The sequence below is a fragment of the Bacillus sp. FSL K6-0255 genome (assembly GCF_045040725.1).
GTDB lineage: Bacteria > Bacillota > Bacilli > Bacillales > Bacillaceae > Bacillus > Bacillus subtilis.
On sequence record NZ_CP150278.1, the window covers coordinates 962,212 to 976,152 of the forward strand.

The 13,941-nt window shown below is 44.8% G+C and carries 13 protein-coding genes and 1 pseudogene; 11 read left to right on the top strand and 3 right to left on the bottom strand.

Annotated features, from left to right (window positions below; translation table 11 throughout):
• Nucleotides 1-116: 116 nt before the first annotated feature.
• The 10 genes and pseudogenes from MHB62_RS04955 to yhdA all read left to right on the top strand — a co-directional run.
• Nucleotides 117-218 (top strand): annotated as a pseudogene (locus MHB62_RS04955) (AEC family transporter); the annotation flags it as partial.
• A 145-nt stretch (nucleotides 219-363) separates the two neighbouring features.
• Nucleotides 364-1,716 (top strand): aspartate aminotransferase family protein, encoded by a 1,353-nt coding sequence (locus MHB62_RS04960; RefSeq protein WP_080287597.1) that lies wholly within the window; start codon nucleotides 364-366, stop codon nucleotides 1,714-1,716.
• 27 nt (nucleotides 1,717-1,743) lie between these two features.
• Nucleotides 1,744-2,322, top strand: a complete 579-nt coding sequence (glpP, locus tag MHB62_RS04965; protein WP_003233388.1) for a glycerol uptake operon antiterminator GlpP — start codon at nucleotides 1,744-1,746, stop codon at nucleotides 2,320-2,322.
• Nucleotides 2,323-2,500: 178 nt separating this feature from the next.
• Nucleotides 2,501-3,325 (top strand): glycerol uptake facilitator protein GlpF, encoded by an 825-nt coding sequence (gene glpF / locus MHB62_RS04970; protein ID WP_003233386.1) that lies wholly within the window; start codon nucleotides 2,501-2,503, stop codon nucleotides 3,323-3,325.
• Nucleotides 3,326-3,343: 18 nt separating this feature from the next.
• Nucleotides 3,344-4,834 carry a glycerol kinase GlpK gene (gene glpK, locus MHB62_RS04975; RefSeq protein ID WP_003233384.1) on the top strand — a complete coding sequence of 497 codons (1,491 nt, stop codon included), beginning with the start codon at nucleotides 3,344-3,346 and terminating at the stop codon, nucleotides 4,832-4,834.
• A gap of 140 nt (nucleotides 4,835-4,974) precedes the next feature.
• A complete protein-coding gene (gene glpD, locus MHB62_RS04980) occupies nucleotides 4,975-6,642 on the top strand; it encodes a glycerol-3-phosphate dehydrogenase (RefSeq protein WP_032721226.1) in 1,668 nt (555 codons plus the stop codon).
• Between the two features lie 129 nt (nucleotides 6,643-6,771).
• Nucleotides 6,772-8,517 (top strand): phosphoglucomutase, encoded by a 1,746-nt coding sequence (pgcA, locus tag MHB62_RS04985; RefSeq protein ID WP_032721227.1) that lies wholly within the window; start codon nucleotides 6,772-6,774, stop codon nucleotides 8,515-8,517.
• 148 nt (nucleotides 8,518-8,665) lie between these two features.
• On the top strand, nucleotides 8,666-9,805 hold the full coding sequence (gene yhcY, locus MHB62_RS04990; protein ID WP_032721229.1) for a two-component system sensor histidine kinase YhcY: 1,140 nt from the start codon (nucleotides 8,666-8,668) through the stop codon (nucleotides 9,803-9,805).
• Nucleotides 9,802-10,449, top strand: coding sequence for a two-component system response regulator YhcZ (gene yhcZ, locus MHB62_RS04995; protein ID WP_032721230.1), 648 nt, complete (start codon nucleotides 9,802-9,804; stop codon nucleotides 10,447-10,449). Before yhcY ends, yhcZ begins: the two co-directional genes overlap by 4 nt.
• Nucleotides 10,446-10,970 (top strand): FMN-dependent NADPH-azoreductase, encoded by a 525-nt coding sequence (yhdA, locus tag MHB62_RS05000; protein WP_032721231.1) that lies wholly within the window; start codon nucleotides 10,446-10,448, stop codon nucleotides 10,968-10,970. Before yhcZ ends, yhdA begins: the two co-directional genes overlap by 4 nt.
• Before the next feature lie 14 nt (nucleotides 10,971-10,984).
• Here yhdA and MHB62_RS05005 read toward each other — a convergent pair whose 3' ends face one another.
• Complete coding sequence (locus MHB62_RS05005; protein ID WP_003233373.1) at nucleotides 10,985-11,227, bottom strand: YhdB family protein; 243 nt, start codon at nucleotides 11,225-11,227, stop codon at nucleotides 10,985-10,987.
• Nucleotides 11,228-11,427: 200 nt separating this feature from the next.
• On the opposite strand from MHB62_RS05005, the gene MHB62_RS05010 reads away from it, so the two are divergent.
• Nucleotides 11,428-11,751: a YqzG/YhdC family protein gene (locus tag MHB62_RS05010; protein WP_003233371.1), complete on the top strand. Its 324-nt coding sequence runs from the start codon at nucleotides 11,428-11,430 to the stop codon at nucleotides 11,749-11,751.
• Nucleotides 11,752-11,792: 41 nt separating this feature from the next.
• On the opposite strand, the gene lytF is transcribed toward MHB62_RS05010, so the two are convergent.
• Both lytF and nsrR read right to left on the bottom strand, forming a co-directional pair.
• Nucleotides 11,793-13,259, bottom strand: a complete 1,467-nt coding sequence (lytF, locus tag MHB62_RS05015; RefSeq protein ID WP_032721232.1) for a peptidoglycan endopeptidase LytF — start codon at nucleotides 13,257-13,259, stop codon at nucleotides 11,793-11,795.
• 152 nt (nucleotides 13,260-13,411) lie between these two features.
• The gene (nsrR, locus tag MHB62_RS05020) at nucleotides 13,412-13,852 is read right to left on the bottom strand and encodes a nitric oxide-sensing transcriptional repressor NsrR (RefSeq protein ID WP_003245378.1); all 441 of its coding nucleotides are present in this window, start codon (nucleotides 13,850-13,852) and stop codon (nucleotides 13,412-13,414) included.
• Nucleotides 13,853-13,941: the final 89 nt, after the last annotated feature.

Sequence of the window (13,941 nt, forward strand, 5' to 3'; positions counted from 1 at the left end):
TTAGGTGCTATCTTTAAAATAAAAGTAGGTATAGTGGAGGTGCATTATGGAGTTTCTGTATTTTCGCCATTTCCTATATCATACAGAAAACGGCTAGGCTTCACATTGCTATTGCAATGGCTGTCCAAGTTGTTTCGAGTGTGACCTTTATCAGTACGATGCTGAGCATTGTGACCTTGCCTGTTTTGCTTTGGATGCTGCATCCTCTTTCTTCTTGAGAAAGAGGATATTTTATTATTTACGCGGTTTATTGACTCTGACCCGGTCTGGCTTTATATTGAAGGCAGGGAAATCATCACCAAGACATCACATAAAGAGAAGGTCTGTTTCAATTGAATTGGCATTATAGGGAACGCTAATGAAATGGAGATGATGGGGATGGAAAACATTCAGCAAAATCAGGGATTAAAGCAAAAAGATGAGCAATTTGTGTGGCATGCCATGAAGGGAGCGCATCAAGCGGACAGCCTGATAGCCCAGAAGGCCGATGGGGCCTGGGTAACCGACATAGACGGACGCCGCTATTTGGATGCGATGTCCGGTTTGTGGTGCGTCAACATTGGTTACGGCAGAAAGGAGCTTGCGGAGGCTGCCTATGAGCAACTAAAGGAGCTGCCTTACTACCCGTTAACGCAAAGTCACGCACCCGCAATTCAACTGGCGGAAAAGCTGAATGAATGGCTTGGCGGCGATTATGTTATCTTTTTTTCCAACAGCGGATCGGAAGCAAACGAAACTGCTTTTAAAATTGCCCGCCAGTACCATCTGCAAAACGGCGACCACAGCCGTTATAAATTCATCTCAAGATATCGGGCATACCACGGCAATACATTGGGAGCGCTCTCAGCTACCGGACAGGCGCAGCGGAAATATAAATACGAGCCTTTGAGCCAAGGGTTCCTGCATGCAGCTCCGCCAGATATATACCGGAATCCTGATGATGCAGACACGCTTGAAAGCGCAAATGAAATCGACCGCATCATGACATGGGAATTAAGCGAAACGATTGCCGGGGTCATTATGGAGCCCATCATTACAGGCGGAGGCATATTAATGCCGCCGGACGGATATATGAAAAAGGTGGAGGACATTTGCCGGCGCCACGGAGCCCTTTTGATTTGCGATGAAGTGATCTGCGGGTTTGGACGGACAGGTGAGCCGTTCGGGTTTATGCACTACGGTGTGAAGCCTGATATCATTACGATGGCAAAGGGAATCACAAGCGCGTATCTGCCATTGTCAGCGACTGCTGTGAAACGGGACATTTTCGAAGCGTATCAGGGGGAAGCTCCTTATGACCGTTTCCGCCACGTGAACACGTTCGGCGGAAGCCCGGCTGCCTGTGCCTTGGCGTTGAAAAACCTGCAAATTATGGAGGACGAACAGCTGATTCAGCGATCCCGCGATCTTGGAGCAAAGCTTTTAGGTGAGCTTCAACCTCTGAGAGAACATCCGGCAGTCGGAGATGTTAGAGGAAAAGGGCTGCTGATCGGAATCGAACTCGTCAAAGACAAATTGACTAAAGAGCCGGCTGATGCCGCCAAAGTAAACCAAGTGGTTGCGGCGTGCAAAGAAAAAGGGCTGATCATCGGCAAAAACGGCGATACAGTCGCCGGCTACAACAATGTCATCCAGCTTGCGCCGCCATTTTGCCTGACAGAAGAGGACCTTTCCTTTATCGTGAAAACGGTGAAAGAAAGTTTTCAAACGATATAATATAAAAGTGATTTATTAAAGGAGCACATGATGAGTTTTCACAACCAGCCGATCTTACCGGCTATTCGCAATATGAAACAATTTGATGAGTTTTTGAACAGTTCGTTCTCTTACGGTGTTATTCTTGATATTCATCTCGGCCAGCTGAAGGGCGTGATCAAAGAAGCGCAAAAGCACGGAAAGAACATGATGGTGCACGTCGATCTCATTCAAGGGATTAAGCATGACGAATACGGTGCGGAATTTATATGTCAGGATATCAAGCCCGCTGGGATTATTTCCACAAGATCGAATGTGATTGCCAAAGCGAAGCAGAAGAAAATTTATGCCATTCAGCGCCTGTTTTTGCTTGATACAAGCGCGATGGAGAAAAGCATGGAGTTTATCGGCAAGCATAAGCCTGACTTCATCGAAGTGCTTCCCGGCATCGTTCCGTCACTCATTCAGGAAATAAAAGAGAAAACAGGGATTCCCATCTTTGCCGGGGGTTTCATCCGTACGGAAGAGGATGTAGAGCAGGCATTGAAAGCGGGGGCTGTAGCTGTCACAACATCTAATACCAAATTGTGGAAAAAATATGAAAACTTTTTGACAGAAAGTGATTGACACCGCTTTCATGCACTGATACAATTGCACTAGGTTAATACATTGTGATGGAGAACTCGGAGACCACAGCAGCTCTTTACGGCAAATGTTTATGCACCCGTAAAGCGGTTTGTTGTGGTTTTTTTATTCTCTTCTTCTCTATCATGCTTTTTAATCGTGACTTTAGGAGGAATGTGCTATGACAGCATTTTGGGGAGAAGTCATCGGTACGATGCTGCTTATCATTTTTGGTGCAGGTGTTTGTGCAGGTGTCAATTTAAAGAAATCGCTTTCATTCCAGTCTGGCTGGATTGTTGTTGTATTTGGATGGGGATTGGGTGTTGCGATGGCGGCATACGCGGTTGGCGGCATCAGCGGTGCCCATTTGAATCCGGCGCTAACGATAGCGCTTGCATTTGTAGGAGATTTTCCTTGGAAAGAGGTTCCGGTTTATATTGCGGCGCAAATGATCGGAGCGATCATCGGAGCGGTGATTATCTATCTGCACTACCTCCCGCACTGGAAGTCAACGGATGATCCCGCTGCCAAGCTGGGTGTTTTCTCAACAGGGCCCAGCATTCCGCATACATTTGCAAACGTTTTAAGCGAAGTGATTGGGACATTTGTCCTTGTACTTGGAATCTTGGCCATAGGTGCAAATCAATTTACAGAAGGACTTAATCCTTTAATCGTCGGTTTCCTCATTGTAGCAATCGGTATTTCTCTGGGAGGCACCACCGGCTATGCTATCAATCCTGCACGTGACTTAGGTCCGCGGATAGCCCACGCTTTTCTTCCGATTCCGGGGAAGGGCTCATCAAACTGGAAATACGCATGGGTTCCGGTAGTCGGCCCGATTTTAGGCGGATCATTCGGCGGCGTATTTTACAACGCTGCATTTAAAGGGCACATCACAAGCAGCTTCTGGATTGTAAGCGTTATATTGGTTGTGGTATTGTTAGGACTCTATGTTTATACGAAATCACATTCTGCTAAAACATTATCAAATTCAAAATATATTTAATCAAAGGGGAGACATCTTATGGAAACGTACATTTTATCCTTAGATCAGGGGACGACAAGTTCAAGAGCGATTCTGTTTAATAAAGAAGGCAAAATTGTCCACTCTGCTCAAAAGGAATTTACACAATACTTCCCGCATCCTGGCTGGGTTGAGCATAATGCCAATGAAATTTGGGGCTCTGTCCTCGCGGTTATCGCCTCAGTCATCTCTGAATCAGGTATCAGCGCTTCTCAAATTGCCGGCATCGGCATCACGAACCAGCGCGAGACGACGGTTGTGTGGGATAAAGATACAGGAAGTCCCGTCTATAATGCAATCGTTTGGCAGTCCAGACAGACGTCCGGCATTTGTGAGGAACTTCGTGAAAAAGGATATAATGATAAATTCAGAGAAAAAACCGGGCTTTTAATCGATCCATACTTCTCCGGCACGAAGGTGAAGTGGATTTTAGACAATGTGGAAGGCGCAAGAGAAAAAGCGGAAAAAGGCGAGCTGCTGTTTGGAACGATTGATACGTGGCTCATTTGGAAAATGTCAGGCGGAAAAGCGCATGTGACCGATTACTCCAATGCCTCAAGAACACTGATGTTTAATATTTACGATTTAAAATGGGACGATGAACTGCTCGACATTCTAGGTGTACCGAAATCCATGCTCCCTGAAGTGAAGCCATCCTCCCATGTGTATGCGGAGACTGTTGATTATCACTTCTTCGGAAAAAATATCCCGATTGCGGGAGCGGCAGGCGACCAGCAGTCCGCGCTGTTCGGCCAGGCATGCTTTGAAGAAGGCATGGGGAAAAACACTTACGGCACAGGATGTTTCATGCTGATGAATACCGGGGAAAAAGCAATTAAGTCCGAACATGGGCTTTTGACAACAATCGCTTGGGGCATTGACGGAAAAGTGAACTATGCGTTAGAAGGAAGCATTTTTGTCGCTGGCTCTGCCATCCAGTGGCTTAGAGACGGATTGAGAATGTTTCAGGACTCTTCGCTTAGCGAATCTTATGCAGAGAAAGTGGATTCAACTGACGGCGTATATGTCGTTCCGGCCTTTGTCGGACTGGGAACGCCTTACTGGGACAGCGATGTGCGCGGTTCGGTTTTCGGCCTGACAAGAGGGACAACAAAAGAGCACTTTATCCGTGCGACACTGGAGTCATTGGCTTATCAGACAAAAGATGTGCTTGACGCAATGGAAGCAGATTCAAACATTTCATTAAAGACGCTTCGTGTAGACGGAGGAGCTGTGAAAAACAATTTCCTGATGCAGTTCCAGGGAGATCTGCTGAATGTTCCTGTGGAGCGCCCGGAAATTAATGAAACGACTGCACTTGGCGCGGCTTATTTGGCGGGTATCGCTGTGGGATTCTGGAAGGACCGTTCTGAAATCGCGAACCAGTGGAATCTGGATAAACGGTTTGAGCCTGAATTGGAAGAAGAAAAACGAAATGAGCTGTATAAAGGCTGGCAAAAAGCCGTGAAAGCAGCTATGGCTTTTAAATAAAGTAATACTATGGTATAATGGTTACAAGTTAATAAGAACGGTCCTGAGATGAGGAGAGACCACAGCACCAAAGTGTAAGCATGCACTTTGGCTGTTGTGGTCTCTTTTTCTATTTACCGTGACAACAAGGAGGAAACGTAATGATGAAACATCAATTTTCAAGTCTTGAAAGAGATCGCATGCTGACAGACATGACGAAAAAAACATATGACCTATTTATTATCGGAGGAGGAATTACAGGAGCCGGAACAGCTCTTGACGCGGCATCAAGGGGAATGAAGGTCGCACTAAGCGAAATGCAGGACTTTGCGGCGGGAACATCAAGCCGATCAACGAAGCTGGTACATGGCGGCTTGCGCTATTTAAAACAATTTGAAGTGAAAATGGTCGCTGAGGTAGGAAAAGAGCGGGCGATTGTGTATGAAAACGGCCCGCATGTCACTACACCGGAATGGATGCTGCTTCCGTTTCATAAAGGCGGCACATTCGGTTCATTTACAACATCTATCGGGTTAAGGGTTTATGACTTCCTTGCAGGTGTGAAAAAGTCAGAACGAAGAAGCATGCTTTCAGCAAAAGAAACGCTGCAAAAAGAGCCTTTGGTGAAAAAAGACGGCTTAAAAGGCGGCGGGTACTATGTGGAATACCGCACTGACGATGCGAGACTGACCATCGAAGTCATGAAGGAAGCGGTGAAATTCGGGGCAGAGCCTGTGAATTACTCCAAAGTGAAGGAGCTTCTTTACGAAAAAGGCAAAGCCGTCGGCGTATTAATTCAAGATGTGCTGACAAAGAAAGAATATAAAGTGTATGCGAAAAAAATTGTCAATGCTACAGGCCCGTGGGTCGATCAGCTCAGAGAAAAAGACCATTCGAAAAACGGAAAGCATTTGCAGCATACAAAAGGCATTCACCTTGTATTTGACCAGTCTGTCTTTCCGCTGAAACAGGCTGTATATTTCGATACACCTGATGGACGGATGGTATTTGCGATTCCTCGTGAAGGCAAAACATACGTGGGAACAACAGACACTGTTTACAAAGAGGCGCTGGAGCATCCGCGGATGACAACGGAGGATCGTGATTATGTCATCAATTCAATCAATTACATGTTCCCGGAACTGAATATCACTGCGAATGACATCGAATCCAGCTGGGCGGGGCTGCGTCCGCTGATTCATGAAGAAGGCAAAGATCCTTCTGAAATTTCACGGAAAGACGAGATTTGGACATCTGACTCAGGCCTGATCACCATTGCCGGCGGAAAACTGACTGGATACAGAAAAATGGCGGAGCACATCGTTGATCTTGTCCGTGATCGCTTAAAAGAAGAAGGCGAAAAGGATTTTGGACCATGTAAAACGAAAAACATGCCAATCTCTGGCGGGCACGTCGGCGGTTCGAAAAATCTTATGTCCTTCGTTACCGCGAAAACAAAAGAAGGAATTGCAGCCGGTTTATCAGAAAAAGACTCAAAACAGCTTGCGATCAGATACGGCTCTAACGTAGATCGCGTCTTTGACCGGGTAGAAGCGCTGAAAGATGAGGCCGCGAAACGCAACATTCCGGTTCATATTCTTGCTGAGGCAGAATACAGTATAGAAGAAGAGATGACTGCAACCCCTGCTGACTTCTTTGTCCGCAGAACGGGACGTTTATTTTTTGATATCAATTGGGTAAGAACATATAAAGATGCCGTTATTGATTTTATGAGCGAGCGATTCCAATGGGATGAGCAGGCGAAAAACAAACATACAGAAAACCTCAACAAGCTTTTACACGATGCGGTCGTACCGCTTGAGCAATAAATCATAACGGGCTGTCTGCAGCCCGTTATTTCTTTTTACGTGGAAAGGGCCAGATCTCAGGTTATCAAGTGACAGAGGCACCCGCTTCATATAAAATAATGGCATAAGCTGATACATAGGAGGACGAATATGACTTGGAGAAAGAGCTATGAACGCTGGAAACAGACAGAACATTTAGATCCGGAATTAAAAGAGCGCCTTATTGAATTAGAGGGAGATGAACAGGCCCTTGAGGACTGTTTCTATAAAGACCTTGAATTCGGTACCGGCGGAATGCGCGGAGAAATCGGCGCCGGGACAAATCGGATGAATATTTACACTGTGCGCAAAGCATCGGCCGGGTTTGCGGCATACATCTCGAAGCAAGGTGAGGAAGCGAAAAAACGGGGCGTTGTCATTGCTTATGATTCCCGCCATAAATCTCCGGAGTTCGCGATGGAAGCGGCAAAAACACTTGCGACACAAGGCATCCAAACATACGTGTTTGATGAGCTTCGCCCGACGCCAGAGCTGTCATTCGCTGTCAGACAGCTGAACGCTTATGGTGGAATTGTGGTAACGGCAAGCCATAACCCGCCTGAATATAACGGCTACAAAGTATACGGGGATGATGGCGGTCAGCTGCCTCCAAAGGAAGCGGACATCGTCATTGAGCAGGTAAACGCGATTGAAAATGAGCTGACGATCACAGTGGACGAAGAAAATAAGTTAAAAGAAAAAGGCTTAATCAAAATCATCGGTGAAGATATTGATAAAGTTTATACAGAAAAACTGACGTCCATTTCTGTACATCCTGAATTATCGGAAGAAGTAGATGTAAAGGTTGTTTTCACACCGCTGCATGGAACTGCAAATAAACCGGTCAGACGCGGTCTTGAAGCACTCGGCTACAAAAATGTAACGGTTGTCAAAGAACAGGAACTGCCGGATTCAAACTTCTCCACTGTTACATCGCCGAACCCGGAAGAGCATGCGGCATTCGAATATGCCATTAAGCTTGGGGAGGAGCAGAATGCAGATATTCTCATCGCGACAGATCCTGATGCTGACCGCCTCGGCATCGCGGTGAAAAACGATCAAGGCAAATATACAGTGCTGACAGGAAACCAAACCGGAGCGCTGCTGCTTCATTACCTGCTTTCTGAAAAGAAAAAACAAGGCATCCTGCCTGATAACGGTGTTGTTCTCAAAACGATCGTCACAAGCGAAATCGGCCGTGCTGTAGCTTCTTCATTCGGCCTTGATACGATTGATACGCTGACAGGCTTTAAGTTTATCGGTGAAAAGATTAAGGAATACGAAGCATCAGGCCAGTATACCTTCCAATTCGGTTATGAAGAGAGCTACGGTTATTTAATCGGGGATTTTGCCCGCGATAAGGACGCCATTCAGGCTGCGCTTTTGGCAGTTGAAGTTTGCGCGTTCTATAAAAAACTGGGAATGTCTTTGTATGAGGCGCTCATCAATCTCTTTAACGAGTATGGTTTTTATCGTGAAGGGCTGAAATCCCTGACGCTGAAAGGCAAACAAGGAGCAGAGCAAATTGAAGCGATTCTTGCTTCCTTCAGACAAAATCCGCCGCAGAAAATGGCGGGCAAACAGGTTGTCACAGCAGAAGATTACGCTGTAAGCAAACGGACGCTTCTGACTGAAAACAAAGAAGAAGCTATCGACTTGCCAAAATCAAATGTACTGAAATACTTCCTGGAAGACGGGTCTTGGTTCTGTCTTCGTCCTTCTGGAACTGAGCCGAAGGTGAAATTTTATTTCGCCGTAAAAGGGTCATCTTTGGAAGACAGTGAAAAGCGACTTGCCGTCCTTTCTGAAGATGTAATGAAGACGGTTGATGAAATTGTTGAGTCGACGGCAAAATAATTCAAGTATGAGCTGGGTCATTGTAAATGATCCAGCTTTTTCTTTTTCTCATCCAAAAGTCTGAAAGAAAATCATCCCATCAGTGAAGTAATGAAATACAAAAAACTGGTATAATCTTAAATACAAGATCAATGCCGGAGTGAGAAACGTGAGCAAAACGAGGATGGAAAAATTAAAAACACTGAAAACGATTGCGGAAACCTTAAATCAAGGGCACGATATCAAAGCAACACTGGATGAGGTTTTAAAAGAGTTGCTGAGTCTGACAAACCTTCAATCCGGATGGATTTTTCTGATCGAAGAAGATGGGTCTTATACGTTAGCGGCCGACGCTTATCTGCCCCCGGCTTTAAGCCGCAAGGAAAAAGTGCTGATGTGCGAAGGGGAGTGTTACTGCCTGACGAAATTCAATAACGGAGGGCTTAGAAAGGCTGCAAATATCATGAACTGCAAACGCATCGAATCAGCAGAAAACCTGCATTGTTTTGACACAGAAGGGATTACGCATCATGCAACTGTGCCTTTAGAAGACGGGGACAGAAGATTCGGATTGTTAAATGTAGCGGCGGCCGGAAAAACCATGTTTGATGAGGAAGAGCTGCATTTACTCGAGTCTGTCGCCTTTCAGATCGGAACGGCAATCCAGCGTATGAGGCTTTCTGAATATCAACAAAAAAATGCTCTTTTAATGGAGCGTAACCGCCTCGCTCAGGAGCTTCACGATTCAGTCAATCAAATGCTGTTTTCCGTCAGTTTAACTGCCAAAGCTGCGAAGACACTAACAAAAGATGAAAATTTACAGCAGATGATTGATTTCATTCAAAACCTATCACAGGACGCGCTCGCAGAAATGAAAGCGTTAATTTGGCAGCTTCGCCCCGGAGGATTGGAAAAAGGGCTGGCTGAAGCCATTAAAAGCTATGGTGCGCTCATTGGATTGAAGATCATTTTTACACAAAAAGGCTGTCCTGTTCTGACTGATGAGCAGGAGCATATGCTATGGCGTGTCGTACAGGAAGCTTTAAATAACTGCAAAAAGCATGCCGGAACGGATACGGCATATGTTAGTCTGACTGCTTCTTTGTGCCATGCGGAGCTGGATATCATCGATCATGGGGCGGGATTTCGCTATGAAGCGCATGCCGATCTGCCTTCACTTGGCATCAAGGGTATGAAAGAGCGAGCGGAAAAAGCCGGAGCTAAGTTTTGGATTGAGTCAGCGCTTGGAACAGGAACAAAGCTGTCCATCAGGCTTCCGCTAACAAGCCGAAAAGGAGGGGCGGTATGAAAATTGTCATTGCTGATGATCATCATGTTGTCAGAAAGGGTCTGCGTTTTTTCTTTGCCACCCAGGATGATATTGAAGTCGTCGGAGAAGCTGCAACCGGAATAGAAGCTCTCCGTGTCATCGAAGAGACAAAGCCGGATCTTGTGCTAATGGATCTGTCTATGCCCGAAATGGACGGCATTCAAGCCATTAAAAAAGCAATACAGCAATTTCCGGAGACGAATATCATTGTGCTGACGAGCTACTCTGATCAGGAGCACGTCATCCCCGCGCTTCAGGCAGGCGCGAAGGCGTATCAATTAAAGGATACGGAGCCCGAGGAATTGGTGAAAACACTAAGACAAGTGCATGGTGGCGAATACAAGCTTTCTACAGCTATTATGCCCCATTTGCTAACACATATGAAAAATCAGCACGACCCGGAAAAAGAAAAATACTATCAATTAACAAGAAGGGAAAAAGACGTCCTGACTGAAATAGCGAACGGGAAAAGCAATAAAGAAATCGCAGCAGCCTTGTTTATTTCAGAAAAAACAGTAAAAACCCATGTATCGAATCTTTTAGCAAAACTTGAAGTGGCCGATCGCACGCAAGCAGCGCTTTTCGCAGTGAAATATAACCTGAATGGAGAGATCTCAAAATGAACATGTTAGTCATAAATGGCACGCCTAGAAAACATGGCAGAACAAGAATTGCAGCATCCTATATTGCAGCTCTGTATCACATGGATTTGATTGATCTAAGCGAGTTTGTATTGCCGGTTTTTAACGGTGAAGCGGATCAATCTGAACTGTTGAAGGTACAGGAGCTTAAGCAACGCGTTACGAAAGCGGATGCGATTGTATTATTATCGCCTGAATATCACAGCGGCATGAGCGGCGCTTTAAAAAATGCCTTGGATTTTCTAAGCAGCGAACAATTCAAATATAAGCCCGTTGCATTATTGGCAGTAGCGGGAGGCGGAAAAGGCGGCATCAATGCGCTGAACAATATGAGAACTGTGATGCGGGGTGTCTACGCCAATGTCATTCCGAAGCAGCTGGTGCTTGATCCGGTGCATATTGATGTTGAAAATGCTACGGTAGCTGAAAACATTAAGGAAAGCATAAAAGAGCTTGTCGAAGAACTCAGCATGTTCGCAAAAGCAGGAAATCCCGGCGTCTAAACGCCGGGATTTGTTTATGTGAGAAGGGCTATTTGATCTTCATAAGTCAGCTCTGTGGCATGATCAATATATCGGAGAAGGGAATACAGCATCTTTTCTAAAACGGCGTAATCCTGTTCAAAATGATACGCATGCAGAAAATGCTCAATTCGTTTTGATAACAAATCGTCCTCTGTACGCACCATTAAAATTAATAAATTATCCCATTGAGAACGATGGGTGTAATAAAGCGCTTTATCGTAATCGGCATAATCCATGAATCGCTTCTCCTTTCTTGGGTGAGAAGTTCATGATTAGTTTATGCCGCATCCTCTGTTATTGACGGGGCAAAACTTGGCGTCTGCGGCAGTAAAGGGGTAGCAATATGAGGGAGACATAAAATCAAAATGCCTGAATGAAGATATCGCTTTTGGTAAACCTATGAGGGAACATATTCTGGGTACAGGAGACTGAAAAAATGAAATCCCTGCCGTATACCATCGCGCTTCTTTTTTGCGGATTGATTATCGTGTCAATGGCTGCAAAAGGTCATTCAACGGACACAGACGAGTCCGTTCAAAAGTGGGAACAGCTTGCCTGGAGCAAAATTCAGGATGAATATAAGGGCGCTTCATTTTCTGATTATGCTTATATGGGGCGTACAGAGGTGAATGATCAGCAGACGAAAGATGTCTTTCGGGTGACAGTCAGACAGAAAGATGACACTTTTTCTGTTCGGGCCGAAGTCTATTTTCATCCGGTGACAAATCATATGATCAGCATCAACGTCTTTAGGCTCTAATAAAAAACTGTACAGCCGTTAAGGCCGCACAGTTTCTATTTTTAGAAATATCGTTTTGCACCGAGATAGCGCTGTTTCCAGTAAGAGTTGTTCATATTGGAAATGACAACTCCGGAATCGTTGGCATTTATGAATTCCCCGTTGCCTAGGTAAATTCCGACGTGGGAAGGGCCGGCTTTATATGTTGTAAAGAAAACAAAATCTCCGACAGCAGGCTGGCTAACTGATTTCATTGTGTTCCAATATCCCGCTGCCGTTAATCTAGATACGGATGTGACTTTGTTCAGTACATAGTAAATGAATCCGCTGCAGTCAAACCCGGACGGTGTCGTGCCTCCCCAGCGATACGGAACCCCAAGCTGCGCTTTAGCTGCCGAAATCATTGTGTTAATCTTCGCACTCGTTGAGCTGGTGGTGTTTGAAGAACCGGATGAAGACGATGATGAAGCTTTTCCGGAAATGACCAGCTTTTGGCCAACCTGCAAGACATCCGTTTTTAAATTGTTTTTCTCACGAATCTGCTGAGCTGTTACATTAAATTTTTGAGCAATCACCCATAAGGAATCACCGCTTTTCACCGTGTATGTAGTCGTCGTGCCGGAGCTTGCATTTGACGAAGAAGACGACGATGATGAAGAGCCTGAAGATGCTTTACCTGTCAGCTTCAATACTTGTCCAACGTACAGCACATCTGATTTCAGATTGTTGATATTTCGGATTTGCTGTACAGTCAGGTTATAGTTGTTTGCGATTTTCCAAAGGGAATCACCGCTTTTAACGGTATATTTAGTTGTTGCTGAAGTTTGGTTCGATTTGGATGAATTGTCTTTAGAAGACGTATCAGAGCCGCTTGATTTTGTTTTCAACACCTGATTCACGTAAATGGTGTCTGATTTTAAGTTGTTCAAGACCTTCAATTCAGCGATGGACATATTGACTTTGTTTGCAATTTTCCAAAGTGAATCTCCAAGCTGCACCTTATATGTTCCCGTAGAAGATGAAGAACTTGAACTCTTATTAGAACTGCTTTTTGAACTGGAGCTTGAACTCTTATTAGAGTTGCTTTTTTTACTGGAACTAGAGCTTGAAGAAACAGTACCGGACACCTTTAATTTCTGCCCAGCACGAATTAAATCGCTGCTTAGTCCGTTTAATTTTTTCAGTTCCTGCACCGTCATTTTAAACTCATTTGCGATCAGCCAAAGTGAATCTCCGCTTTTCACTGTGTAAACAGAACTTCCGCTCTTCTTGGTTGTTGAGCTTGAAGTAGATGAAGAAGTGCTGGATTTGCTGCCTGGAATAGTAAGCGTCTGGCCGATCGACAGAACAGTAGTCGAAAGATGATTGGCGGATGTGAGGGCCGCCACACTTGTGTTATAGGTTTGGGCCAGTTTCCATAAAGAATCTCCGCTTTTGACCTTAATCGTTGCTGCTTCAGCTGGTGTCACTACTAAAGTTGTGCCGACAATCGCAGATGCTGTCAGCCCTGCTGCTAATTTCTTTTTCATCTTAGCTCTCCTTTTTCCCCCAATGATTTTGCATTTGCTGTTTCTTTTTTATATCGGCACATTTGTCTCATCGTTTTGCCTTTTTATAAAAATAGCCAAATTATCTTAACAATAAGGGGGAAAAAGGGCATAAAAAAAGAAGGAATCTTAATCTATTCCTTCATTTTTAAAAGCTTCATGATATCTTCTTTGTTTTTGACGAGGTCGCGCAGTGTGTATTTGTCTAAAACTGCGAGGTAGGCTAAAAGCGCTTCATTCAGCACATGTTTTAAGCCGCAAACCGGGGAAATAACACAGAGATTCTTGTTCGCATCAAAACATTCAACAATATTAAAATCGTCCTCCGTTTTTCTGACAACCTCACCGATGTTGATGTCTTCAGGGTCCATGCCTAATCGTATGCCGCCGCCCCGTCCGCGTATCGTTTCTACGTAGCCGAGCTGGCCGAGCCTGTATATGACTTTCATGAGATGATTTTTTGAAATAGAATACGTTTCGGCAATCTGTTTTATATTTGAAAGTTCTCCGGGACGCTCTGCAGCCAGAAAAATCAACACTCTTAATGAATAATCTGTATAATTGGTTAACTTCATAATAAGACCTCAGAATAAGACATTTTCTATATCTTATCATAATCGATTGAAAAATGAAAAAAAAGGAATTAAAAAACATGCACCCAGCT